General features: G+C 39.3%; 22 protein-coding genes. 14 read left to right on the top strand and 8 right to left on the bottom strand.

Annotation, left to right across the window (positions count from 1 at the left end):
- Positions 1-16 precede the first annotated feature (16 nt).
- The 10 genes from LY11_RS04430 to LY11_RS04385 all read left to right on the top strand — a co-directional run bounded on the left by LY11_RS04430 (position 17) and on the right by LY11_RS04385 (position 13840).
- The gene (locus tag LY11_RS04430) at positions 17-1123 is read left to right on the top strand and encodes a TlpA disulfide reductase family protein (RefSeq protein ID WP_111632514.1); all 1107 of its coding nucleotides are present in this window, start codon (positions 17-19) and stop codon (positions 1121-1123) included.
- Between the two features lie 105 nt (positions 1124-1228).
- On the top strand, positions 1229-1918 hold the full coding sequence (locus LY11_RS04425) for a response regulator transcription factor (RefSeq protein WP_068396433.1): 690 nt from the start codon (positions 1229-1231) through the stop codon (positions 1916-1918).
- Positions 1919-1989: 71 nt separating this feature from the next.
- Complete coding sequence (locus tag LY11_RS04420) at positions 1990-2712, top strand: RluA family pseudouridine synthase (protein ID WP_068396435.1); 723 nt, start codon at positions 1990-1992, stop codon at positions 2710-2712.
- Positions 2713-2723: 11 nt separating this feature from the next.
- Positions 2724-4514, top strand: coding sequence for a chloride channel protein (locus tag LY11_RS04415; protein WP_111632513.1), 1791 nt, complete (start codon positions 2724-2726; stop codon positions 4512-4514).
- Positions 4515-4739: 225 nt separating this feature from the next.
- The gene (locus LY11_RS04410) at positions 4740-5411 is read left to right on the top strand and encodes a response regulator (RefSeq protein ID WP_111632512.1); all 672 of its coding nucleotides are present in this window, start codon (positions 4740-4742) and stop codon (positions 5409-5411) included.
- Positions 5412-5434: 23 nt separating this feature from the next.
- Complete coding sequence (locus LY11_RS04405; protein ID WP_111632511.1) at positions 5435-6790, top strand: sensor histidine kinase; 1356 nt, start codon at positions 5435-5437, stop codon at positions 6788-6790.
- A 406-nt stretch (positions 6791-7196) separates the two neighbouring features.
- Positions 7197-8507 (top strand): TolC family protein, encoded by a 1311-nt coding sequence (locus LY11_RS04400; RefSeq protein WP_111632510.1) that lies wholly within the window; start codon positions 7197-7199, stop codon positions 8505-8507.
- Positions 8508-8516: 9 nt separating this feature from the next.
- Positions 8517-9611, top strand: a complete 1095-nt coding sequence (locus tag LY11_RS04395; RefSeq protein WP_111632509.1) for an efflux RND transporter periplasmic adaptor subunit — start codon at positions 8517-8519, stop codon at positions 9609-9611.
- 32 nt (positions 9612-9643) lie between these two features.
- Complete coding sequence (locus tag LY11_RS04390) at positions 9644-12790, top strand: efflux RND transporter permease subunit (protein WP_111632508.1); 3147 nt, start codon at positions 9644-9646, stop codon at positions 12788-12790.
- 180 nt (positions 12791-12970) lie between these two features.
- On the top strand, positions 12971-13840 hold the full coding sequence (locus LY11_RS04385; protein ID WP_111632507.1) for an EamA family transporter: 870 nt from the start codon (positions 12971-12973) through the stop codon (positions 13838-13840).
- Between the two features lie 37 nt (positions 13841-13877).
- Here LY11_RS04385 and LY11_RS04380 read toward each other — a convergent pair whose 3' ends face one another.
- The 4 genes from LY11_RS04380 to LY11_RS04365 form a co-directional block, all read right to left on the bottom strand.
- On the bottom strand, positions 13878-14669 hold the full coding sequence (locus LY11_RS04380) for a M48 family metallopeptidase (RefSeq protein WP_111632506.1): 792 nt from the start codon (positions 14667-14669) through the stop codon (positions 13878-13880).
- 97 nt (positions 14670-14766) lie between these two features.
- Positions 14767-15369 carry a hypothetical protein gene (locus tag LY11_RS04375; RefSeq protein WP_111632505.1) on the bottom strand — a complete coding sequence of 201 codons (603 nt, stop codon included), beginning with the start codon at positions 15367-15369 and terminating at the stop codon, positions 14767-14769.
- Positions 15370-15449: 80 nt separating this feature from the next.
- Positions 15450-16289, bottom strand: coding sequence for a hypothetical protein (locus LY11_RS04370; RefSeq protein ID WP_111632504.1), 840 nt, complete (start codon positions 16287-16289; stop codon positions 15450-15452).
- A 45-nt stretch (positions 16290-16334) separates the two neighbouring features.
- Positions 16335-16973 carry a TetR/AcrR family transcriptional regulator gene (locus tag LY11_RS04365; protein WP_111632503.1) on the bottom strand — a complete coding sequence of 213 codons (639 nt, stop codon included), beginning with the start codon at positions 16971-16973 and terminating at the stop codon, positions 16335-16337.
- A 354-nt stretch (positions 16974-17327) separates the two neighbouring features.
- Here LY11_RS04365 and bla point away from each other — a divergent pair, with 354 nt between their 5' ends.
- Positions 17328-18212, top strand: a complete 885-nt coding sequence (bla, locus tag LY11_RS04360) for a class A beta-lactamase, subclass A2 (protein WP_211321493.1) — start codon at positions 17328-17330, stop codon at positions 18210-18212.
- A gap of 28 nt (positions 18213-18240) precedes the next feature.
- Positions 18241-19944 (top strand): acyl-CoA synthetase, encoded by a 1704-nt coding sequence (locus LY11_RS04355; protein ID WP_111632501.1) that lies wholly within the window; start codon positions 18241-18243, stop codon positions 19942-19944.
- On the opposite strand, the gene LY11_RS04350 is transcribed toward LY11_RS04355, so the two are convergent.
- The 3 genes from LY11_RS04350 to LY11_RS04340 are packed head-to-tail and all read right to left on the bottom strand — an operon-like array spanning position 19945 to position 21274.
- A complete protein-coding gene (locus LY11_RS04350) occupies positions 19945-20199 on the bottom strand; it encodes a phosphotransferase (RefSeq protein WP_394340909.1) in 255 nt (84 codons plus the stop codon).
- A gap of 17 nt (positions 20200-20216) precedes the next feature.
- The gene (locus LY11_RS04345) at positions 20217-20402 is read right to left on the bottom strand and encodes a hypothetical protein (protein ID WP_111632499.1); all 186 of its coding nucleotides are present in this window, start codon (positions 20400-20402) and stop codon (positions 20217-20219) included.
- Positions 20403-20410: 8 nt separating this feature from the next.
- Positions 20411-21274 carry a LysR family transcriptional regulator gene (locus LY11_RS04340; RefSeq protein WP_111632498.1) on the bottom strand — a complete coding sequence of 288 codons (864 nt, stop codon included), beginning with the start codon at positions 21272-21274 and terminating at the stop codon, positions 20411-20413.
- 209 nt (positions 21275-21483) lie between these two features.
- Here LY11_RS04340 and LY11_RS04335 point away from each other — a divergent pair, with 209 nt between their 5' ends.
- Together LY11_RS04335 and LY11_RS04330 are read left to right on the top strand one after the other, a co-directional pair.
- Positions 21484-22353 carry an alpha/beta fold hydrolase gene (locus tag LY11_RS04335; RefSeq protein ID WP_111632656.1) on the top strand — a complete coding sequence of 290 codons (870 nt, stop codon included), beginning with the start codon at positions 21484-21486 and terminating at the stop codon, positions 22351-22353.
- Positions 22354-22469: 116 nt separating this feature from the next.
- A complete protein-coding gene (locus tag LY11_RS04330; RefSeq protein WP_146610797.1) occupies positions 22470-23576 on the top strand; it encodes an acyltransferase family protein in 1107 nt (368 codons plus the stop codon).
- A gap of 94 nt (positions 23577-23670) precedes the next feature.
- Here LY11_RS04330 and LY11_RS04325 read toward each other — a convergent pair whose 3' ends face one another.
- Entirely contained in the window at positions 23671-24513 is an 843-nt protein-coding gene (locus LY11_RS04325) for an SDR family NAD(P)-dependent oxidoreductase (RefSeq protein WP_111632655.1), read from the bottom strand.
- Positions 24514-24615: the final 102 nt, after the last annotated feature.

The raw sequence follows: 24615 nt of genomic DNA, 5'->3' as shown, positions 1-24615 counted from the left end.
TATAGAGTATATAAATATGAAAAGAATAGCCACCCTATTAATCGTATGCGTTGCGTTTGTTGCTTGTAATGACAAAAGTAAATTTGAGATCAGCGGGAAATTTGAACATGCTAAACCACAAGCAAAGGTTTATTTATACGGAATTAATAAAGCAAGCGAAACACCACTCGATTCTACAGTATTATCCAATAAAGGAGAATTTAAGTTCAGCAGAAGTACACCTGAAGTTGACTTTTTCAGAGTGAAGATTGATAACAGCGAATATATGCTGATTGCTAAAAATGGTGATGTCATTAAATTAGATGCAGATCTTGAAGATAAAAACCTGGCCTATAAATTATCAGGAGCAGCAGAAGCTGATAAACTGGAAGAACTGAATAAAAATAAAAACCAGTATGTAGCGAAGCTTGCAGCTTTACAGGCACAATTTGAAGAAAATGTTGCCAATCAGCCACACAACAGGGATGCCATTGCAAACCAGATGCGACCAGCCCTGATTAAAGAAAATGAAGGATTGGTGAACTATATCCTGAAATTTGCCATGGACAATACCACCTCCCTTGCTGGATTTTATGCCATCAACTCTTTAAATCCAAGTGATTATGAAAAGGAAATGATCGCCTACTCAGAAAAAATTAAGAGTAATTTCAATAAAAACGAAGCAGTAACTGACTTTTTAGTGAGAATGGCTAAACTGAAATCTGTACAAATCGGTCAGCTTGCGCCAGATTTTACCATGAATACACTTGATGGTAAAACAGTTAAACTATCGGATTTAAGAGGTAAATATGTTTTGCTTGACTTCTGGGCTTCCTGGTGTCAGCCCTGCAGGCAGGAAAATCCAAACGTAGTAAAGGTTTATAATAAATATAAAGACAGAAAATTCACTATTCTGGGTGTATCCCTGGATAAAGACCCTGTAGCGTGGAAACAAGCGGTAATTGCAGACGGATTAACATGGACACATGCCAGTGAACTGAAAGATTTTGAAAGCCCTACAGTAAGAATGTACCAGGTAGAAGCCATCCCAAGCTCATTTATATTAGATCCAACAGGTAAAATCATTGCTAAAAACCTGAGAGCTGAAGAGCTGGATACGTTTTTGGCCAAGACTTTACGTTAACCCTAATTCAATGTTAAACTATCAGGTGTCATTAACAATTTGTTAACTTACCTTTAACCTGGTTATGCAAATGATTACTTAATTTCGTAACAAATATTTAAAGACATGAGCGCCGTAAAACAAAAGATACTGATAGTTGATGATGAACCTGATATCTTAGAGTTAGTTGAATATAACCTTAAAAAAGAAGGTTATCAGGTTTACCTGGCCAGCAACGGACAGGATGGGATCGCAGTTGCAAAAAAAGTGCATCCTGATCTGATCATTCTGGACATCATGATGCCTAAGATGGATGGGATTGAAGCCTGCCGTCTGATGCGTGCTATCCCTGAGTTCAAAAATACTTTCATGGTTTTTCTGACCGCAAGAAGTGAAGAGTACTCAGAGATTGCTGGTTTTAATGTCGGTGCAGATGATTATATCGCTAAACCAATTAAGCCACGTGCTTTAGTAAGCCGTATCAATGCAATATTGAGAAGAAACGTAAGTAATGATGAGGTTTCTGAGAACAAAGTTGAAATTGGCGATTTAGTAATCGACAGAGAAGCTTATCTTGTTTATCAGAGCGGACAAAAAGTAGTACTGGCAAAGAAAGAATTTGAATTGCTGTATTTGCTGGCTTCCAAACCAGGTAAAGTATACACCAGAGAGTCGATCCTTAAAAATATCTGGGAAGATTCTGTGGTAGTCACTAACCGGACTATAGATGTGCATATCCGTAAACTGAGAGAGAAACTGGGCGAAACTTACGTGGCAACTGTCAAAGGAGTAGGGTATAAATTCGAACTTTCTTAATCATTTACATTCTTATTTCAAATGGTAAAGGATGAAATTGTACTTTTGTACTGTTTTATAAATCCACACCATTGAAATATCCTTCATTTAAAGACCTCATTCTATTCGAAGACGATAACCATATCGTTGTAAATAAGCCGCCATTTGTTGCCTCATTAGACGAGCGTGGCGGCTCCGGCGAAGTTAATATACTTCGCCTTGCAAAACAGTATTCAGCTGATGCCCAGGTTTGTCACCGTTTAGACAAAGAAACATCAGGTGCAATCATCATTGCTAAAAACCCGGAAGCCTATCGTTCAGTCTCGATGCAATTCGAGAAGCGTAAAGTTCAAAAGACGTATCATGCCGTTGTTGACGGGTTGTTTACGTTTAAAGAGCTTTTTATTGACCTGCCTATCTTAAATGATGGAAACAGGAGCGTTACGATTGACCGTAAGGAAGGTAAACGTGCTGAAACCATTTTTAATTCTATTAAATTTTACAGACATTATACTTTAGTAGAATGTAAGCCGATTACAGGCCGTATGCACCAGATCAGGATTCACCTGGCTACACAGCGTGCTGCGATTTGCGGAGATACCCTATATAAAGGTAAACCTGTATTTTTATCCAGTATCAAAAAAGGGTACCGGATTGCAAAAGATGATGAAGAGCTTCCGATCATGAAGCGTTTCGCACTGCATGCCAAACACGTTATCTTTAAAGGCCTGGATGGGGAAGACATCGAAATCGATGCACCATACCCAAAAGACTTTGCTACACTGATTAAATTGTTAGATAAATTCGACTGCTAAACTCCTAAGAAATGTACGTAAGATTGGTCAACTATCTTGACGCTGTAAATCAATACCGAAGGACAAAAATCTCCAATAGAAATTTCCTCGTTATAGCGGCCATGATAGTTGGCGTTTTGGCCGGACTTGCTGCGGCACTGCTAAAAACCATTACCCATCATATTGAAGACTTTTTACAAGACGGTTTTCACTGGCAATATAAGTATTACCTGTTCCTGGTGTTTCCATTTATAGGGATACTGCTTTCTGTGATGTATGTGAGGCGTTTTATCCGGAAAGGGAAATTTGAAACCGGTTTAACACCTTTACTCTATACGATCTCCAGGAAATCAAGCAGGGTAGAACCCCATAATATCTATTCACAGATTATCACTGCGGCTTTAACAGTCGGCTTTGGAGGATCAACCGGACTGGAAGCGCCAATTGTGACCAGTGGTGGAGGTATAGGTTCTGTTGTAGGACGCTTTTTAGGGCTCTCTTACCGCGAAACTACGATGTTACTGGCCTGTGGTGCAGCCGCAGGTATTGCGGGCGCATTCAACAGCCCTATTGCGGGAATTGTCTTTGCGATTGAGATCCTGTTACCTGAATTTACGATTCCGGCATTTATACCTTTGTTACTTTCTTCAGCTACAGCTGCAGTGGTGGCACGTTTCTTTTACAATGAACAATTGTTCTTTCTGGTAACCGAAGGATGGAAATTCAATTCGCTGGTCTGGTATGTTGTACTGGCTGTGCTGATTGGTCTGTTTTCGATGTATTTTACCAAAGCCAATTACTTTATCAAAGGCATGTTCTATAAGATCAAACATCCTTATCAAAAGGTTGCGGTTGGTGGTCTTGTATTGGGGGCAATGGTTTTTCTGTTTCCTACTTTGTACGGAGAGGGATATGTGACGATTAAAAATCTTTTAGGCGGGAATTACACGGCTGTCATTACGAACAGTATTTTTTCTGCTTATAGTAATATCCCTACTGTTGTTATTATATTCACTGCGATTACCGTATTTGCAAAATCGGCGGCTACCTTGGTTACACTTGGAGCCGGTGGTAACGGGGGTATTTTTGCGCCCAGCTTAATTATGGGCGGATTAATTGGTTTCCTGCTCGCTTTCACGATTAATACTTTAGGAATTGCCCATGTGAACGTTTCTAATTTTATCGTAGCAGGGATGGCGGCTTCGCTGAGTGCAATTATGCACGCCCCGCTTACCGGAATATTCCTGATTGCAGAAATTACGGGCGGTTATGTGCTGATGGTTCCTTTAATGATCACTTCAGCAATTTCTTATCTGATCAACAGAAGTACAAACAAATATTCTATCTATACTAAACCTCTTGCTGAAAGTGGCGAACTGATGTCTCATGAAGACAAAGACACTACAGTGCTGCACATGATGAAGTTAAAATACCTGGTAGAGAAAGATTACCTGGTCTTGAATGAGGAAGAAACTATTGCTGAGAAGCTGCCGGAAATTCTGCAGTCTAAACGAAATATCTTCCCGGTCATTGCAGAGGACAAATCATTCAAAGGTTTGATCTATGTAGAAGATGTATTGAAAAAAGCAATCAACAATCCGGCTAATCCGGACTTAACTGTACACGATTTGATGCAGACCGCACCTTCTATTGTATTCATCACTGATTCTATGAAAATAGTATTGAAAAAGATGGAAAAAGAGAATGCGTGGCTGTTACCTGTTTTGAATGAACAGGAAGAATATATTGGCTTTGTTTCCAAAACTGCGGTATTCAATAAATACCGTGCTTTATTAAGCCGCCAGGCTGATTATATGGAGTAAATTTTTAGCGGCTCCTGGTTTTTCCGGGGGCCGCCTCATTTCCCGGCCTCTGTTTTAATGTTGTTTTAATCTCCATAAGCTTCATTCTCAGAGCTATTCAACTTTCAACCCTTATTTTAGCTAATAAATTGATAATCAACATTAAAATCCTTTAATGTAGGTTAAAAATCTATTCGTTAGGGGTATCTTTGAGGCAATCAATATGCACTCATAATTACCAGGAAAATGAATATTTTAATGATTGAAGACGAGCCAAAGGTTGCTGCATTTATTAAAAAGGGGCTGGAGGAACAACTGAATACCGTAACCGTCGCTTACGATGGAAATATGGGATGTAAAATGGCCCTGGAGAATGATTATGAACTGATTATATTGGATGTTATCCTTCCTTATCTGAATGGCATGGAAGTTTGCAAGCAAATCAGGCAGTTAAAAAAGGAAGTTCCTATTCTGATGCTTTCTGCTTTAAATACAGTAAGTGATAAAGTACAGGGACTGGAAAACGGTGCCGACGATTATTTAACTAAACCCTTTCACTTTGCAGAATTACTGGCCCGCATCAAAGCTTTAGGCAGACGCAGAGACCAGGTATTACCAGGAACTATCTTTAGAATTCACGATCTGGAAATGGATTGTTATAAAAAGACAGTCACCCGTAACGGCAAAAATATCATTCTATCTGCTAAAGAGTTTACACTGCTGGAAGTCCTGATGGCTAATAAAGAGCGCGTATTATCCAGAGTTTATATTGCGGAAGCAGTTTGGGGAATCTCATTCAACAGGGGGACCAACCTGATTGACGTTTACATTAATTACCTGCGTGCTAAAATTGATAAAGGATTTGATCAGCCACTAATCCATACTGTGATTGGAATGGGTTATGTGATCAAAGGATAATTAATGAAGCAAAAGCTGTCCCGATGAAAGTTAAAAACAGACTGTCACTGCAATTTACCTTTATGTTCGCCATTTTACTTTTGGTGGTCTTAACAGGTATTTATGTCCTGGTAGAACATAATCGTTTAAAATCTTTTATGAATAAGCTCGATGAAAGGGCTGTAACAGTTGCGCAGTTTTACCTTGCAGAAGACAACTTATCAAAAGATATATTCCGGCAGGTAGCCAAAAAATTTCCGCAGTCGCTCACCCATGAATCTATCCGGGTTTATGACGATAAGTTTAACTCTAAATTCACCAGGGAAGACTCTATTAGCTGGAAACATGATTTATTGGCACAGATCGTTAAAAAGAAATCCATTCATTTAAGGCAGGGAGAAACACAGATCACAGGTATTTACTATCCGGATAACTCGGGTAATTTTATCGTTGTAGTTTCTGCGATTGATGACCGCGGCTTACATGATATGGAGCAGCTCCGGCTGATTATGACTGCCTTCTTTATCAGTTCTTTATTTATCACTTTTTTCATAGGGCGTATATTTGCGCGTATTTCTTTGCAGCCTATCGTTTCCATTACAGATAACCTGAAAAGGATCAGGGCATCCAGCTTACACCACAGGTTAGCTGTTAACCATTCAAAAACTGACGAAACAGATAATTTATCTTCCGCTATTAATCAATTGCTGGAACATCTGGAGCAATCTTTTGAAAGTCAGAAGTCATTTGTTGCGAATGCTTCCCACGAATTGCGGACACCGATTACTTCCATATTAGGAGAGGCTGAAATCACTTTAATGAAAGAGCGTAGTCCTGAAGAGTATAAGCATGCTTTACAGGAAATTGTAGGCAGTGTGGAAAGGTTAAACTATATCATCAATAGTTTAATGGAGCTGATGCAAACCAATTTAGATAACAAAGACTTTCAAAGTATAAGAATAGACGAGCTGATCTGGGAAATTGCAGATGAACTGGCCTTTAAAACGAATACTGATCCTATTAAAATTGTTTATGATTTACCAGCCGATCAGTCTAAAAGAACCTTACAAGGAAACAGGCAGTTGTTATTTATTGCCATTAATAATATTCTTAAAAATGCGATTAAATTCTCTGTAGGTCAGGAAGTTTTATGTACAGTAAGTTATAAGAATCAACAGATGGTTATCGCGATTAAAGACCTTGGTATTGGTATTAGTGCAGCAGATATTAAAAAGATATTTCAGCCCTTTTACCGTTCAGCCAATGCTTTGAATTTTTCAGGCTATGGTATTGGTCTTTCTCTAACCAATAATATTGTGAAGCAGCACAACGGTTCTATACAAGTAGAATCCGTTTTGGGCCAGGGCACTATATTTTATGTTTACCTGCCAATAAATTAGGCTGATCATAATTCTTAAAGTTTCAACCTATTGCACCTTTCTCAATTCCTTTTTGGCCGCAAAATACAATAGAACAATATAAATCACTGCGATTAAACTTTTGATGGGTACAGTCAGATCTGGATTAGAGGAAAACATTAGGCTCATAAAAAAAAATAAGGAGAAGCCTATTTTTAAAATAAAAGATGTCTTGGAATAGCTCATGGAATTGTACAGGTGAATTGTAATGTTTTATAATTTACAATTGTCAATCCAATAAATATAATTTCTTTTTCCAGAGACTCGGGATTTGGAGTGCCTGATGCTCACATTAAGTCTTTCTAATGAACTTCTAATGCCTGTATAATCTACCTTTAAGTACTCCCTAATACGCATACTATAGCTTTGTTGTTAAAATAATAAAGCTATGCAATTGAAATTTGTGCTCCCTGTATTGCTGGTAAATCTCTGTGGTTTTACCGGAATTGATTCAGTAATTGCAAGGGATGACGGCAGAAATGATACGCGTGATTCATTAAATATCACAATCAAACAGGCCGAAGATCTGTTTCTCAAAAATAATCTGAGTTTAATTGCCGGTCAATATAATATTGACGATGCCAGGGCGCAGGTGATTACTGCCAGGCTATTTGATAACCCGGAAGTATCCTATGAGAACATCTTATACAATTCCGAAAATAAGCGGATCCTGGATGTCAGCAAACAAACCGGGCAGCGCGCGGCAAGTATCACCCAGCTCTTTCAAACCGCAGGTAAACGGAACAAGAATATCCATTTGGCCAAAATGGGCGTGCAGCAGGCAGAATTTCAGCTTTTTGATCTTTTGCGTACCCTTAAATATACTTTGAGAACAGATTTTTATAAGATCTACTATCAAGAGCAATCTGCAAAAGTATATGCCAAAGAGATCAGCTCCCTATCAAAAACACTGGTTGGATTCAAACAGCAATATGCCAAAGAGAATATTGCACTGAAAGAAGTACTCAGGATTCAATCTCAATTGTACACGCTTCAATCAGAACTCAATGAACTAAAAGACGACATAGATGATGTACAAAGTGAGTTTAAACTGTTAACCCGTACCAGTGCCAACGTACATATCATCCCTCAGCTTGAATTCAATCTGGACGGTAAAGACGTATTACAGCAGGTTACCTATAAAAAACTCCTTGATTCTGCTTATACTAACCGGTACGATTTAAAACTTTCGCATTCTGTTATTGAATCCAGTAACCTGAACCTCAGGCTTCAAAAGTCGATGGCTATACCGGATGTTACCATGTCGATTACTTATGACCGTTTTGCAGGTTATACCCCCAATTACACCGGGCTTGGAATTAGTATACCGCTTCCTCTTTTTAACCGGAACCAGGGAAATATCAGGCAGGCAAAGGTTGCAATTGATGTCAGTAAAAATGCTTTAGCGCAACAAGAAGATCAGCTGCAAAGCGATCTGGATAATAGTTATCAGGCTGCAGACAGACTGGAAAGGCTTTATAACAGCTTTGACCCTAAGTTTAAAACAGACTTTACCCACCTGATCGAAGAAGTTTATAAGAGCTATGAAAAACATAACATCAGCCTGCTTGAATTTCTTGATTTCTATGATTCCTATAAAACCAATGCAATCCAGCTGAACAATCTGCAGCTTAATCGCATCAGCTCGTTAGAACAGTTGAATTTCGTTACAGGTACTCCATTCTTTAATCAGCAATAACCTCTTTATATGCACACTTATAAAATATTTACGCTGGCAGCTGCATTTGGTACTGCCACTTTATTATTCTCGTCTTGCACACGTCATGATGCAGCCTCAAAACCTGAGGATAATAAGTTTAAGGTCACAGATAGTTTATTGGGCAGTCTGTTGGTAGATACCGTTCAGCAGGCCAGCGCGGTTTCTCAGATTACCCTGACCGGAACGATAGAACCTGATGAAAATAAGGTCGCTAAAATTTATCCTATGGTGAGCGGGATCACAGAAAATGTGAATGTACTTTTAGGAGATGTAGTGAGCAAAGGACAAACGCTTGCCAGTATGCACAGTGTGGAAGTTGCTGGTTACTCTAAAGACCTGATTAGTGCAGAAGCAGATTTAAGGGATACCAAAAGAACACTGGAAGCTACCAAAGACCTATACCAGAGCGGACTGGCTTCGGGCAAAGATCTGGAACAGGCAAAATCAGACTATCAAAAGGCATCAGCAGAAAATAGCCGGGCAAATTCTGTGATGTCAATCAATAAAAGTGACAAACGGGGATACCTGATCAAAGCCCCGATCAGCGGATATATTGTAGAGAAAAACATCACCAGTAACATGCAGGTGAGAGCAGACAATACAGAAAACCTGTTTACCATCGCCGATCTTTCTTCGGTTTATATCATCGTTAATATTTACGAATCTGACATTACAAGTGTACAAACAGGTTACCCGGTTCAAATTACTACACTGGCTTATCCGGGGAAAGTCTTCACCGGGAAAATTGATAAAGTGTACAATATGATTGACAAGGACAACAAATTAATGCGTGCCCGTGTGAAAATCAGTAATCCCGGGAATTTGCTGAAGCCGCAAATGTTTGCCAATGTCGTAGTACAGGCAAAATCGGGAGAGAACCTGCCGTTGATCAATACCCGTTCTATTGTGCTGGATAATGACCGGAATTATGTGGTCGTCAAAGATGGTAAATCGCAGGTACGTATACAGCCGATCACGGTTTCCAAACGTGTAGAAGACCGCGCTTATATCAGTGAAGGCTTAAAACCCGGCGATCAGATTATTGCCTCAAGACAGTTGTTCCTGTACGAATCTCTGAAATAACATGATCCGCTTAACCTGTTTAAATTCAAGCAATGAATAAAGTAATTAAATCAGTACTGGCTTTTTCTCTTAAGAATAAGTTCTTTATATTTTTCATGACGTTCCTGCTCCTGGTTGGAGGATACTTCAGTTTTAAAAGCATCGCGATTGATGCGTTTCCCGATGTAACCAATACTTCACTGACCATTATTACGCAGTGGCCCGGCCGTAGTGCTGAAGAGGTCGAGAAATTTGTAACCCGGCCGCTGGAAATCGCAATGAATCCGGCGCAGAAAAAAACATCCATCAGATCTTCGTCTTTATTTGGCCTTTCGGTAGTCAAAGTCACTTTTGAGGATAATGTCGAGTATGATTATGCACGTTTGCAATTAAATAATCACCTGGGTGATGCCGATTTACCAGAAGGGACCAAGCCTGAAATTTCACCACCCTACGGGCCAACAGGTGAGATTTTCAGGTACACCTTAACCAGCAGCAAGCTTTCTGTTAAGGAACTTAAAACATTAGAAGAATGGGTAGTAGAGCGCGAAATACGTTCAGTACCCGGTGTGGCAGATGTCAATAGTTTCGGGGGGCCGACTAAAGCTTATCAGATTACAATTGATCCTGAAAAAGCGGTACAGTATGGCGTTACACCACTGGAAGTTTACGATGCTGTTTCCAAAAGTAATATCAATGTAGGTGGTGATGTGATTGAGCAAAGCGGCCAGGCTTATGTGGTGAGGGGAATTGGGCTGCTGAATAATATCAATGAGATTAAAAATATCATCGTTGACAATGTAAAAGGTACGCCAATCTTCGTGAAAAATATCGGGGAGGTTACAGAATCAAGTTTGCCGCCTCTTGGACAGGTTGGCCGCGATGGTGACCCTGATGTCGTAGAAGGTATCGTAGTGATGCTGAAAGGTGGAAATACGAATGATGTAATTCAAAGCCTTAAAGCAAAAGTTGAGGAACTGAACAATAGTATTTTGCCGGATGATGTAAAAATCAATGCTTTCTATGACCGGGAAGATCTGGTAGATTTTGCAACACATACCGTGCTGCATAACATGGCCGAAGGAATTATTTTTGTGACTGTTATCGTGTTCTTGTTTATGGCCGATTGGCGAACGACAATTATTGTGGCTATTGTGATCCCGCTGGCTTTACTCTTTGCATTTATCTGTCTGAAATTTAAAGGCATGTCTGCCAACTTACTCTCGATGGGGGCGATTGACTTTGGGATTATCATAGATGGAGCGGTTGTGATGATGGAAGGTATCTTTGTGGTACTGGATCATCGGGCGAAGAAAGAGGGGATGGAGAAGTTCAACAAACTCAGCAAACTGGGGATGATCAAAGAAGCTTGTCTGATCAATGGTAAAGGTATCTTCTTTGCGAAACTGATTATCATTATCGGTCTGCTGCCAATCTTCAGTTTTGAAAAGGTGGAAGGTAAAATGTTTTCTCCATTAGCCTGGACATTGGGTTTTGCCTTATTAGGCGCACTTATTCTGACCTTTACTTTAGTACCGGTTATGGCAAGTGTGTTATTGAACAAAAATGTCCGTGAAAAGCGCAATTTCTTTGTCGAGTGGATTACACGCAATTCGATGCGACTGTTCAATATCTGTTTCAAAGGAAGGAAAGTTGCCTTTACAATTGCAATGGTGGTGCTGGCAGTTAGCCTTTTCTGTTTTAAATTTTTGGGGACAGAGTTTTTACCGCAACTCAATGAAGGAACTATTTATGTGCGGGCAACCGGGCCTTTGAGTACTTCGCTTGGTGAATCGGTGAAACTGGCCAATGATATGCGAAGAACCTTCAAAAGCTTCCCTGAAGTTAAACAGGTGATCTCACAAACAGGTCGCCCGGATGACGGAACAGATGCCACAGGATTCTATAATTTAGAGTTTCATGTGGATCTCTACCCACAAGATGAATGGAAAAGCAAAGAAAGCAAGCCTGAACTGATTCAGCGCATGCAGGAGAAACTGAAGTTCTTTCCTGGTATTGATCTCAACTTCTCTCAGCCAATTTCTGATAACGTAGAAGAAGCCGTATCTGGGGTAAAAGGATCTATTGTTGTGAAGCTATTTGGGGATGATCTCAAATTTGTCGAAGAGAAAGAAGAGAAGATCTTCAAGATCATGAAAGAGGTGAAGGGCGTGGAGGATCTGGGTATTATGCGGAACCTCGGACAGCCTGAGTTGCGGATTGATCTGGATCAGGAAAAAATGGCCTTTTATGGCGTGACTACAGCAGATGCTGGTGCAGTGATTGAAACCGCTATTGGCGGGAAAGCGGCTACACAAATTTACGAAGGCGAACGTAAGTTTGACCTGCGGATACGTTATCCTGAAAATTTCAGGAATAATGCGATTGCAATCGGTGATTTGCGGGTACCAACGCTTTCGGGAAATAAAGTTCCGTTAAGGGAAATCGCTAATATCAGAAAACTGGTTGGCCCGAGTTTGATTTACCGTGATAAGCACAAAAGATATGGTGCGATCAAATTTTCTGTTCGTGGCCGTGATATGGGCAGTACCATTAAAGAAGCTCAGGATAAAGTGAATGCACAGGTTAAGCTGCCTAAAGGTTATCATATCGAATGGGCAGGGGATTTTGAGAATCAGCAAAGAGCAACCAAACGTTTAACACAGGTGGTGCCGATCAGTATATTATTGATTTTCTTTGTCCTGTTTATCTTGTTCGGAACTATCAAAGATTCATTGCTCGTTTTAAATAATGTACCGTTTGCTATTGTGGGAGGAGTATTTGCACTGCTGCTCACGGGAATAAACTTTAGTATTTCTTCAGGGATCGGGTTTATAGCTCTATTTGGAATTTGTGTGCAGAATGGGGTTATTCTGATTACCAAGTTTAAATCAAACATCAAGGAAATGCGGCATAGCCATCCTGAATGGACGTTTGTGGATGCGCTTAGAATTGGTGTGGAATCCCGGATTCGTCCGGTGGTGATGACTGCGATGATGGCAGCTATTGGATTATTGCCAGCAGCGATGTCAACAGGTATTGGTTCTGAAACCTCTAAACCACTGGCTACAGTAGTGATAGGAGGGTTGATTTCTGATACTGTATTTAACCTGTTTATCTTCCCGATTGTATTTTACTGGGCTTACCGTAAAAAGGTAATGAAACAAGATAAGCCTTATACTGCTATCGCTGAAGCTTAAGGAAGGTCTGTTCCGCATCTGTTAGTGGTCGGTGTTGAGAAGGGGTTGGTAAGGCCATTGGCCTTACCAACCCCTTCTCAACACCGACCACTAACAATCCTTAAAGCGTTACACTATTGTTTACTTGATTTCTCAACTCTGATTTAATTGAGGAAAATAATAGCTAAATTTGCGGCGCAAATGAATAACAATAAATCTTTTACACTACCTCCAATTCCTGCCGTTCTTTTATCTATCATTAGTGTACAGTGCGGAGCCGCAATTGCCAAAGGCTTATTCCCTGTTTTAGGCGCTCAAAGTACAGCCTTTCTCCGGATTGGTCTTTCGGCCGTTATCCTGATGGCTGTTAACCGGACAAACTTAACCAAGCTTACTGCCAAACAATGGAAAGCAGTTATTCCTTATGGAGTATCACTGGGTTTAATGAACCTGATTTTCTATATGGCGATTGAAAGAATACCGCTTGGTTTAGGAGTTACACTTGAATTCGTAGGCCCTTTAATTGTAGCCATATTCGGATCTAAACGTATCACTGACTATTTATGGATTTTACTGGCCGGGATAGGGATTGCACTTATTGCACCCTGGACTGATAAAGGAATTGATCTGATTGGTGTTTTACTGGCACTGACCGCAGGAGGTTTCTGGGCAGGTTATATTGTGATGGGCGGGAAAATCTCCAAAATTATGAAAGGCGGGGACGTAGTGACTGTAGGAATGTTGTTTGCTACCCTGGTTGTCGCGCCATTTGGAATTGGAAGCGGAGGATTAACTCACTTAACACCAACTCTTATTTTAATGGCACTTGCATTGGCACTTTTGTCCAGTGCAATACCTTTTACACTTGAAATTAATGCGCTGCGGCAAATGCCTGCACGTACATTCAGTATTTTGATGAGTATGGAGCCAGCTGTGGCCGCTTTGAACGGACTGGTTTTATTGCATGAAGTTTTGACGTTTAGCCAGTGGCTGGCGGTCGGCTGTGTAATTATTGCCAGTGCAGGAGCCACATTAACCACCAGGAAAGCAGTGGTACAGGAGAACGTATAAAAAATGCCGGATTCCAGACCCGGCATTTTAAAATTTCTTATTTTGACAAGCCGTCTTTTTTAGCTTTTTCTAAGATTTTTGCCGCACGTGAACCGCTATCAGGGTGTGAGCTTAGCATCTTTTCAGTTTTACTTTTTTCAGCACCAGATGATTTTTCCATATCAGCGAATTTCTGGAATGCACTTGCTAGAGCAGTTACCTTATAATTGTGTTTTTTCATAAACTCATAAGAGTAATCATCGGCTTCACTCTCTTGTTTACGGTTATACTTACTATCTAAAAGTGCATTGGCGAAACTTCCCAGCTGACTTTGTGAAAGTGAATTCACTACACCCGATTGAGAAGAAGCCGCATCCGATATGGCCTCTCTTTTATAGGCACTTCTTACCGCATCCCTGGTATCTTTATTGGCAACATGCCCAATTTCATGACCGATAATTCCTAACAATTCATCATCACTCATTATATCCATTAGCGAAGAAAATACACGTACACTACCATCTGCACAGGCGAAAGCATTGATGTCTTTCACTTTATATACTTTATAGTTTAGTTTAAGTCCGCCTTCATTTTCATGTTTTGAAAAGATTTTATTCAACCGGACGGTATAAGGATCTTTAGCAGCGGCAACGGTATTGTGCTCATCCATCCAGGTTACAGCTTCACCAGCAAGTTTTGCTGCATCAGCGTCTGAAAAGGTTACTGCTTTTGCTCCTTTTTGCAAGGCTCCAAGACCTTTGCTGTTTAATTTAATTTGTGCTGAAGCAGAATGTATCCCAAAAGAAAGGGTTAAGCCCAGCAAAGCGAGAGGTAAGATAGTTTTATTCATTTTTCTATTATTTAATTGTTTGGTACGTATGCGCCAACAATAATAATTAAGAATTGTTTGCTCAAAAAACAATAAATCATTCTTTTAATTAATTGTGCTAATTCTTTTTCTTAAGAAATGTTTTCTGCTTCTTTTTTAATTCCTGCGTATAGGCCTTGTTTACATATTCATCGTTAATACGTCTGTTCGCTTTATAATAGTTTTGAAGTACTTCTTCTCTGCTTAACAGGGAAAGCGTGGCCATAGGGACTGGTTCATGTTCATCTTTACTATATTTATCCCTGGGAAATGCCATAGTGGAAAGTCCTGTAAAATAAATATTCCATTTTTCATGTTCCAATGCGCCATACATCAGGTAAACATAATCCAGTTTAGCCAGCGTATCTTTATCCTGAATGAGCAGCAGTAAATAACATTTGTCTTTTCTGCTGTTGAAAAATACAGCATCATCTAAATGCCAATTGCTTTTTTTGAGTACCTGAACGTCCCTGAGATCTTCGGCGAGCCATTTCTTCAGACTTTTATTGGCGGCAATCTGAACTTCATGATAAATGTCATTCTTCTTAAAAACGTCAAGCTGCGCATCAAACAAAGCTCTTCTGTGATCTATATTAACACAAGCAAAGAGCCCTGTAATTGAAAGAAATATCAATAAGTACTTTTTTCTATGTTTATTCATCATCAGTTCCTGTGTTTCCATGAATTATACCCTATCAAGATAAGGATTTTCACAGGAATTTTACATACATGTATTTTTGACGTTGAGAAATGCTCTTTATTTTAATTGGCTAAAGGGTACAGCTCTTTTGCTATTAATTTCAAGGCATGCAAAGAATTAATTTCGGTGATGATGAATAGTAATAAAGACATTTTAATCGGATCAGTTGGCTTTTGGAAGCCGGGGATTTTAAAGTGAGGTAATTGATTATCATTAATTACACCATGAAAGTGTTCATAAATCCCTATGCTGTTTAAGTTTAAAGTAGTCAGCAGTTTAAGTATCCTGTAATTATTGGTTTCATCGTCCTGTCCCTGCAGATAGAAAAGTAATTCCTTTTGTACTTTTAATACATAGGTATATACGGCAAAAGATATTTCCTCATTGGGCTGCTGATCCTCAAATCTCAGCACGGTTAGCAAATGGGTAACAATAGTTGTATTGATACTTCTTTCCAATAGTGTTTTTTCTATGAAATGATGATTTCTTTCCTCCTGATACTGATGCTGCTCAATAAAACTATAAGGAACCTTTCCATCCGTTTTAAAAAAATTCCTGAGCTGTGTCTGCATAAACTGCAAAATACTTACCAGTGCATTATAGAGACGCTGTAAAGTAAGCTCCCCATCATTATCTTCGTTGTCTTCGTTATGCTGAACGTTTAAAAAATTATATACTTGTTCGGCCATAATCACCAGGTCATGCTGATGCTGATGGAAATCTTTGGTCAGCAGTACAGCATCTTTTTGCAGACTTACATCTTTGAACAGCTGGCAAATACGTACAGCCTCTATGGCTATATTTTCAATAGGATTACGCTGCTCAGTCACCCAGGCATCAAGTCCTTCACTCTCATGTAAGGCATCGACCAGTGACTTGAATTCCTGCAGTTCATATTTCATGGTATTTCTGGCGTTTATTGAAAAATTGTGTTTTAGTTTTTTAGTTTATCCTTTTGGAACCTCATAAGCCCATTCAATAATATGACGGATGGTTTTTGTAATTTCTTTTCTTCCTTCAGTACTGTTAATGTCAATTCCGCAAATAGTCCCCCCATTAATTTTAGCCTGCAAAACCAGGTAATAAATACCAGAGACGAGCAATGCGCTTACTGCTCTGAAGTTCACTTCAGAATTTTTAAAATGCGGGTCTGTATGTTTGAGCAGGCTTGCACCAATAGTTCCCCTGATATTGCAAATACTTGCCATTAAGGGACTTTTGGAAGTCAATTCTTCTAAAATCATATGTTGCATAGCTTCTTCTTCATATAAGAAGTTAAATTGACGTTCCAGCATGGTTGATATAGTCTCTTTGGCCTGATCGGGAGTTTTGATGTCATTGAATTCCTGTAGTTTGTCTGCAAAACCAAGCCAGTAATCTTTTTCAAGAATATAGGTTTCTACCAAAGTGTTCCCGTCTCCGAAGTAACGGTAAATGAGTTTTTTGTCTACACCTGCTTTATTAGCTATTTTATTCACCCCTAAACCAGCATATCCCTTTTCTATAATAATTTCCCCTACGGCCTGAAGAAGTTTTCTTTTGGTCTGTTCTTTATTTCTGTGTTTGACATTATCTTTACTTTCCATGGCCGGGATATGAATAATCCATTCTTAGTTTTCAATAATCATGAGCCCGGAACATAATGTAAGTCAGGTTTGGGAAAATCCGCTTAAAATTAGCTAAAGGTAAAATAATTTTCATAGAAGGTAGTTAATGATGTTTCCTAAAAGGCAATATAGTGGATATTTTATTCAAAAGTGGTGACTTAGTATTTTTTTTAATTTTCAGGCATTTTATACTGAGGAAGTTAAGATCTGTCAGGAATATAAATAGGAATTGCCTGTTAAATTGTGTGAATAAATTATGTCAGTGCACGACATACATTAAAGGTAAATTATCCGTTATTTTGTCATATGAAAGGATTTATTACGTTAAAAACAATGATAATTGGCGGACTTTTACTAACTATTTCAGTAAATGGTTTCGCACAAAAAAATGACCTGCGGAAAAAGCTTCAGGCAATTGTAAGTTCACATGCTGCGACCATTGGATTTTCATTAACAGATTTACAAAATGGAGATACAATTACAGTGAACGGGACCAAACACCTGCCGATGCAAAGCGTCTATAAATTCCACCTTGCTTTGGCAGTTTTAAACCAGGTAGACCAGGGAAAACTTAAGCTGGATCAAAAAATCCTGGTTAAAAAGAGCGATTTGCTGCCCGATACCTGGAGTCCGCTGAGAGAGAAATACCCAAATGGAGAAGTTAAAATACCTTTATCGGAAATTTTAAGTTATACAGTTTCACAAAGTGATAACAATGGTTGTGATATTTTATTCAGGTTAATGGGTGGTCCGGCAAAGGTTAACCGTTATATTCATAGTTTGGGTATTAAACAAGTAGCTATTGTGGCTACAGAAGAACAAATGCACAAAGATGAAAATGTGCAGTTCACGAACTGGACGACCCCTGTTGCGGCGACAGAACTGTTGAAACTATTTTACAGTCGAAAGGTCCTTTCTAAAACTTCACACGATTTCTTATGGAAAGTAATGACTGAAACAGTTACCGGGGCAAATAAGATCAAAGGTTTATTGCCCGCCGGTACTTTAGTTGCGCATAAAACGGGGAGCTCTGGGGCAAATGCAGCTGGTTTAACAACAGGTACCAATGATATTGGTATCGTAACCTTGCCGAATGGAAAACATTTCGCCGTTGCTGTATTTGTTTCAATGACTAAAGAAGACGAAAAAACAAATGATTTAATCATTGCCGAATTAACTAAAGTCAGCTGGGATTACCTGACTGCCGGAAAACTTTAACTAGTTTTAGGTTTACTATACTTAAAATATGGAAAGGACATTTAGAGAAGTACGCCAGCTGATAGCGGACAAACAATCCGGAGCATTGAAAGCAATAACACTGCATAAACCGGAATTCTTTAATTGGGCCAATGATATTTTTGAAGGAATCCATGTCAAAGAGCGGCCTGCTGCAACCGCATTGTTGTGGACAGACGGAAACCTGGTGAATCATTTTAGTTTCCTGCAAATCAGCAGGCAAGCGAACCAGTTGCTTAATTTTCTCAGGAAAAAGGGAATACAACAAAATGATGTCATCTTAACGCAGTTATCCTTGCAGCCATTAACCTGGTTCAGCATACTGGCTACAATTAAAGGCGGTTTCCGGATGATTCCTGCGGCCAATATTTTAGGGGTTGCAGATATGTGTTACAGGTTTGAAAAATTAATGCCCCAGGTGGTCATTGCAGACACAGAAAATGCGGCTAAAATTGAAGAGGCAGAGCGCTTAATTGGAAAAAATATTACGGTTAAAATCATTGCCGAAGGACAAAGACCAGGCTGGTATAACCTGGAAGATCTGCAACAGGAAAATCAGGAAGCTGCCGGCGCAATAACCAAAGCGGATGATCCCTTGTTTTTGTTCTTCACTTCCGGAACTACAGGCATGCCCAAAGTCGTAATACATACGCATCTGAGCTATCCTTTTGGACATCTGACCACCAGTTCGTGGATTGGTCTGCAGCCAGAGGATATTCATTATAATATTTCACAGCCGGGCTGGGCAAAATTTGCCTGGAGCAGTTTTTTTGCGCCCTGGAATATAGGCGCTTGTATTTTTGCTTTTCACCAAACCGGGCGCTTCAATGCGAAAGAAACACTAAGTCTGATAGAAAAATATAAGATTACGACCTTCTGTGCACCGCCTACGGTTTTACGGATGCTTATTCAAGAAGAGCTGAAAGCTTATCATTTCAATTTAAGAGAATGTGTGGCAGCTGGAGAACCCTTAAATCCAGAAGTCATTGAAACCTGGAAAAAGGGTACAGGTATACTGCTGCGGGATGGTTTTGGACAAACAGAAAGCACTTGCCTGGTGGCTAATTTGCCCGGTGATCCGGTGAAATTTGGTTCTATGGGCAAACCAACATTTCTTTATGAGGTTGTGATTGCTGATGACCAGGGGAGAACATTGCCAGTCGGCGAAGAAGGAAGTATCTGTGTGAGAATGGATACTGGAAGGCCAAATGGTATTTTTGATACTTATTATGAAGATCCTGAAAAGAAAAAAGAGGTCTTTAAACACGGCTTGTATTATACTGGTGATAAAGCTTATCAGGATGATCAGGGATATATCTGGTTTGTGGGCCGGGATGATGATGTCATTAAATCTTCAGACTACCGGATCGGCCCTTTTGAAGTAGAAAGTGTGTTGCTGGAGCATGAAGCCGTTTTGGAATCAGCAGTAGTCGGTAGTCCTCACCTTGTTAAGGGGCTGGAAGTAAAAGCATTTGTGATTTTAAATTCAAATTATAAACCCAGTAAAGAACTGGCAGATGAACTGTTTTCGTATTGCAGGAAAAAGCTCTCTCCTTACAAAATGCCACGTCTGATTGAATTCGTCACTGTGTTACCAAAAACGATCAGTGGGAAAATCAGAAGGATAGAATTAAGAGCGATGGAAGCAGAGCGTAAAACGAAAGGCATTGTTATCGCACAAGAATATTTGTATAGCGTACCAGGCAGGCTTTGATTATAATAGTAGCATTTCTCCCCAGTCCAGTACAGCAGTTACCTGATGCTGTGTATTCAGTAATAAATTATCATAGCCATAATCACCATGTAATATGCTTTTTTGTTTAGGGAGATAGGGGAAAAGCTCTTGCATTCTATGATGCAATTTACTAAATAACACGGAATCTAGCCAGGACTTACGACCGGGTTCCTGCCAGCTAACCCGATATTTCTGATTAAACAGGCCCGTTTCCAGAATCCTTGCTATTGGAATAGTTGAGGTATTGAATTTTATAAGGCAAACTTATCTTTTAGAAAATCTTGTGGATGTGCACTGACCCGCAGGACGAATTTCCCTTCTTTACAGCTAAATGAAAATGCCTGAGCCCACCAACCCTCAGCCAGATGCCGAAGATGGGTTACGTCATCAAATTTCTTGGACAGGAATATAGTTGCTTCGTTAATTTCTATGTGCATATGATCGCTTACAATGATGAATACATTTCCAGAAAAGCCAATAATAACTTATCATTTACCCTTGTTTTTCTATATACAAGGATAGTTGCAGATGTTCCAAGTTCCTTACCAATAGAAAAAGTCTTTAATTTTCTGTTTTGATAATACTGTTCAATTAACTCAGCAGGTAATATAGTGATGGCCAGATCAGCTTCTGCAAAGTTGATAATGCCTTCTAAAGAATTAACCACGATCCTTTTATAATTGACGATCCCTTTAAAACTGAGCCATGATTCCAGCCTTGCTCTATAATTACAACCCTGATCGAATACAACTATTTTCACTTGTTTATCCTGGATAATCTCTTCCATCTTTTTATACCGGGTAGAGGTTACGATTACTAATTGTTCTTCTTTAATGGTTTGCTGTGCCAGCTCAGGTACCGAAACCGGTGCAGCTACAAAAGCAGCATCCAGTTTATAGCTGAGCACATCATTGATCAGATTTGAAGACATATCAGCTTTAAATTCAAGTTCGATCTCCGGATACATTTCATTGAATTTATTGATAATATCAGGTGCTTTCAATGCCATTGTTGTTTCGATACAGCCAATTGTAAGCTGACCAATTAATTGATCACTTTGAGATAACTCTCTTTTAGCCTCTTCTATTAATTGTCCTATCTGTTTGAAATAATACATTAATGTTTCACCCGCGGCAGTCAATTCAACTTTTCTTGACGTTCTGGTAAATAGTGAAACGGCAAATTCGTCTTCTAAACTTTTAATTCTCGCTGTCACATTAGATTGAACGGTAAACATCGCCTGGGCTGCTTTGGTAAAACTTCCATTTGCTGCTACAGCTTCGAATATTTTGAAATCATTGGTATTCATATTGAATCATTAATTATGATTGTTTATATCTTTATTAATCGTTTTTAAAGATTAAATATATGAATTACTTTTGAATTATAAAACCATACAAAAGATTTATGAATACCAATAGACGCTGCTTATACCTGTTACTGGTCTGCTTTATCACCTTATCCTGCAGTCAGCTTTCAAGTCAGTCCATTCACAAGGTTAATTCAAAAAAAACAAACATGAAAACAGAAGAAGTCCATTATCAAAACATCAAAGCCAACGGATTAAATATATTTTACCGTGAAGCCGGCCCCAAAGATGCTCCGGTAGTTCTACTATTGCATGGCTATCCGACCTCATCCTTTATGTTCAGAAATCTAATACCTGAACTGAGTGAAAAATATCATGTGATCGCACCAGATTTACCTGGTTTTGGATATTCTGATGCACCTGCACACGATCAGTTCGACTATACTTTTGATAACCTGACTAAAACTATGCAGGCATTGATTGACGAACTGGCTTTAAAACATTTCGCCATTTATGTGTTTGATTACGGCGCACCGGTAGGTTTCAGATTGATGCTCGCTAACCCGGAAAAGATTACGGGGATTATTTCTCAAAATGGCAATGCTTATGAACAGGGGTTGAGCAAAGGCTGGAACCCTATTCAGAAATACTGGCAAGATCCATCGGCTGAAAACCGGGATAACCTGAAAGAATTTGTGAGTTTGAAAGCTACTCATTTTCAATACTTCCAGGGGGTGAATGATCCATCATTGATTGCACCGGAAACTTATACCTTAGATCAGCATTTTCTTGATCGCCCGGGAAATGTTGAAATACAAATGGACTTGTTGAAAGATTACCGGACAAATGTGGTCCTTTACCCAGCATTTCAAGCTTACTTCAGAAAGTATAAACCACAATTGCTGGCTGTTTGGGGAAGTGAAGACCCGTATTTTTTACCAGCAGGGGCGGAAGCCTATAAAAAAGATAACCCGAATGTGCGTGTTAAATTTTATAAAACGGGGCATTTCGCATTAGAAACCCATGCGAAGGAAATCAGCCAGGATATATTGAATTTTTTGGCGGGTTTATCCTGGTAAATCCTTAAAAAGCTCTGGTATACTATATAGCAGAGGTTCTTTTAAATGAAGCACTGCTTTAAAAACAGTGCTTCTTAAAATGAAAATATCAAAAGCAGGTCTTAAAAACAATACCTTTGAGTTCGCTACTAAATAATGGCAGACTGGAAATGAATACCAAGGTGAAGCAACCCAGAGAACTCAATGTCGAATTGTTGAGGATCGTGCTGATGATTATGATTGTTTGTCATCACTTTTTGATGCGTGGAAGAGGCCTCCATCTTTTATATACCTCAGAAAGCACGCATATCAATCATGATGCATTGCAGGGACTATTTATTGATAGTTTTCTGATCATGACAGTCAACTGTTTTATATTTATTTCTGGCTATTATGGAATAAAATTCCGGATAAAAACAATTCTCAGCTTATTCATACAGGCTGTTACCTACAGCATTGGAATTGATATTGCTTTTAGTTTATTGAATGGAGAAAGTCTATCTTTTGATATTATAGAGAACGGATTTCTTTCTGTCCCCAATGGTCAATGGTGGTTTATCACTACTTATTTTTTCTTGTACCTGTTAAGCCCTTTTCTTAACCTGGCCATTAAACACCTGTCTAAATTTCAGTTCTTATATATTCTGGGTATATTAACGCTGATTAACTTTATGATTGGTTTTACACTTAATCCGGATTCATTAGGCGTGCTGAACGGCTATTCTTTATTCAGCTTTATCTGTATTTACTTCTATGGACAAGCATTCAGCCTATATATTGACTTTAAAAAAGGGAAATTTTTCTATCTTGCTGTGTATGTGATTTGTTCCCTGCTGATCTTTGGAATGTTTTTTACCAGTATGAAATATCTGAACATAAGTTTGGCGTGGCGGGCATTTTTCTACAATAATCCCCTGGTCTTAATCTCTGCCATTTCTTTCTTCTTCTTCTTTAAAAAACTCAAAATCTCTTATACCGGAATTTCTTTTTTCTCTTCTTCGGTATTAGCTATTTACCTGATTCATGAACATCCCAGATCTGCCGATTTTCTGACCGATAACCTGAACAGGATCGCTACAACTTATACCATAGGAAACGTGTATATCACCTTGTTTTTAATTGCTGTATTATTATTTATATGTGGTACACTGATAGAAAAAGTGCGTTCGGCTGTTACTGAGCCGTTTTTGAATTTCCTGATTACGAAATTCAGGTTAGATCGTCTGGATGAAAAAATGAAGTAACAATTCAGGTTAATCCAAAAATTCATCTATTGAAATCTGATACTCCCGTCAAACAACTGGAATGACGGGAGGGCCAGATTTATACCGGAAGCCATTAGAAGCCTGTTGAAGTAATCATTTCCTTAAGATTTTCAAGATCCCCTTTTACGGCATCCATTTTTGCATAAGCAAGATCATAAGCATCCTGTCCTAAAAATAAATGCAGCGGTGGATTTTCTTCAGTCGCTACTTTAATAATTGCTGCAGCTGCTTTTTCAGGATCTCCTGCCTGATTACCGTCAATAAGATGCTGATGCTGATTTTGACTTTCGCGAACCTCTTTGTAAGCCTCAATCTGATGCTTAGGTACATTTAAAGAGCCTGTAGAAAGGAAGTTCGTACGGAAATATCCGGGAGAAACAATCGTTGCATAAATCCCGAAAGACTTTACCTCTGCCGCTAATGCTTCAGTGAAACCCTGTACGGCAAATTTTGTAGCACAGTAAATTCCGAATCCTGGGAAATACCCAGTAAAACCACCAATAGAAGAGATATTAAAAATGTGCCCCGACTGTTGTGCGCGTAAATGCGGCATTACTTTACGGATCACGTTTAAGGAACCGAATACATTGATGTCAAAATTTCCTCTTGCTTCTTCATCGCTTAACTCTTCCAGACTACCAGCAAGGCCATATCCTGCGTTGTTTACTACAAAGTCAATGCGGCCAAACTGATTCATTGTTTTTTCTACCGCCTGTTCAACACTCTGTTCAACTCTCAGGTCAACGCTCAATGGCAGGTAACGCTCGGATGCGGTAGCGCCCACACCTTCATTTAATTCTTCGATACTTCTGGAAGTTGCAGCTACCAGGTGTCCCTGAGCTAATAATTGTTTAATTAACGTCAGTCCTAACCCTTTGGAAGCTCCGGTTACGAACCATACTTTTTGATTTTCCATAATTTGTGTCTTTTTGTAAGACAAATGTACCCCGGAGACCAGGGCAGCAGTTTGCACAATTCAACCCATTAGTTGCGAAATTCAAACTGCATAAATATATCT

Source organism: Pedobacter cryoconitis, assembly GCF_003259615.1.
Classification (GTDB): Bacteria; Bacteroidota; Bacteroidia; order Sphingobacteriales; family Sphingobacteriaceae; genus Pedobacter; species Pedobacter cryoconitis.
The sequence above is the reverse complement of the archived record's forward strand: the minus strand, read 5'-3'. Positions and strand labels throughout refer to the sequence as shown.

What these genes read in the sequence shown, in the direction of transcription:
- LY11_RS04430 (WP_111632514.1), top strand. Translation starts at nt 17, where the DNA reads ATGAAAAGAATAGCCACCCTATTAATCGTATGCGTTGCGTTTGTTGCT.
- LY11_RS04425 (WP_068396433.1), top strand. Translation starts at nt 1,229, where the DNA reads ATGAGCGCCGTAAAACAAAAGATACTGATAGTTGATGATGAACCTGAT.
- LY11_RS04415 (WP_111632513.1), top strand. Translation starts at nt 2,724, where the DNA reads ATGTACGTAAGATTGGTCAACTATCTTGACGCTGTAAATCAATACCGA.
- LY11_RS04410 (WP_111632512.1), top strand. Translation starts at nt 4,740, where the DNA reads ATGAATATTTTAATGATTGAAGACGAGCCAAAGGTTGCTGCATTTATT.
- LY11_RS04405 (WP_111632511.1), top strand. Translation starts at nt 5,435, where the DNA reads ATGAAAGTTAAAAACAGACTGTCACTGCAATTTACCTTTATGTTCGCC.
- LY11_RS04400 (WP_111632510.1), top strand. Translation starts at nt 7,197, where the DNA reads ATGCAATTGAAATTTGTGCTCCCTGTATTGCTGGTAAATCTCTGTGGT.
- LY11_RS04395 (WP_111632509.1), top strand. Translation starts at nt 8,517, where the DNA reads ATGCACACTTATAAAATATTTACGCTGGCAGCTGCATTTGGTACTGCC.
- LY11_RS04390 (WP_111632508.1), top strand. Translation starts at nt 9,644, where the DNA reads ATGAATAAAGTAATTAAATCAGTACTGGCTTTTTCTCTTAAGAATAAG.
- LY11_RS04385 (WP_111632507.1), top strand. Translation starts at nt 12,971, where the DNA reads ATGAATAACAATAAATCTTTTACACTACCTCCAATTCCTGCCGTTCTT.
- LY11_RS04380 (WP_111632506.1), bottom strand. Translation starts at nt 14,669, where the DNA reads ATGAATAAAACTATCTTACCTCTCGCTTTGCTGGGCTTAACCCTTTCT.
- LY11_RS04375 (WP_111632505.1), bottom strand. Translation starts at nt 15,369, where the DNA reads ATGGAAACACAGGAACTGATGATGAATAAACATAGAAAAAAGTACTTA.
- LY11_RS04370 (WP_111632504.1), bottom strand. Translation starts at nt 16,289, where the DNA reads ATGAAATATGAACTGCAGGAATTCAAGTCACTGGTCGATGCCTTACAT.
- LY11_RS04365 (WP_111632503.1), bottom strand. Translation starts at nt 16,973, where the DNA reads ATGGAAAGTAAAGATAATGTCAAACACAGAAATAAAGAACAGACCAAA.
- bla (WP_211321493.1), top strand. Translation starts at nt 17,328, where the DNA reads ATGATAATTGGCGGACTTTTACTAACTATTTCAGTAAATGGTTTCGCA.
- LY11_RS04355 (WP_111632501.1), top strand. Translation starts at nt 18,241, where the DNA reads ATGGAAAGGACATTTAGAGAAGTACGCCAGCTGATAGCGGACAAACAA.
- LY11_RS04345 (WP_111632499.1), bottom strand. Translation starts at nt 20,402, where the DNA reads ATGCACATAGAAATTAACGAAGCAACTATATTCCTGTCCAAGAAATTT.
- LY11_RS04340 (WP_111632498.1), bottom strand. Translation starts at nt 21,274, where the DNA reads ATGAATACCAATGATTTCAAAATATTCGAAGCTGTAGCAGCAAATGGA.
- LY11_RS04335 (WP_111632656.1), top strand. Translation starts at nt 21,484, where the DNA reads ATGAAAACAGAAGAAGTCCATTATCAAAACATCAAAGCCAACGGATTA.
- LY11_RS04325 (WP_111632655.1), bottom strand. Translation starts at nt 24,513, where the DNA reads ATGGAAAATCAAAAAGTATGGTTCGTAACCGGAGCTTCCAAAGGGTTA.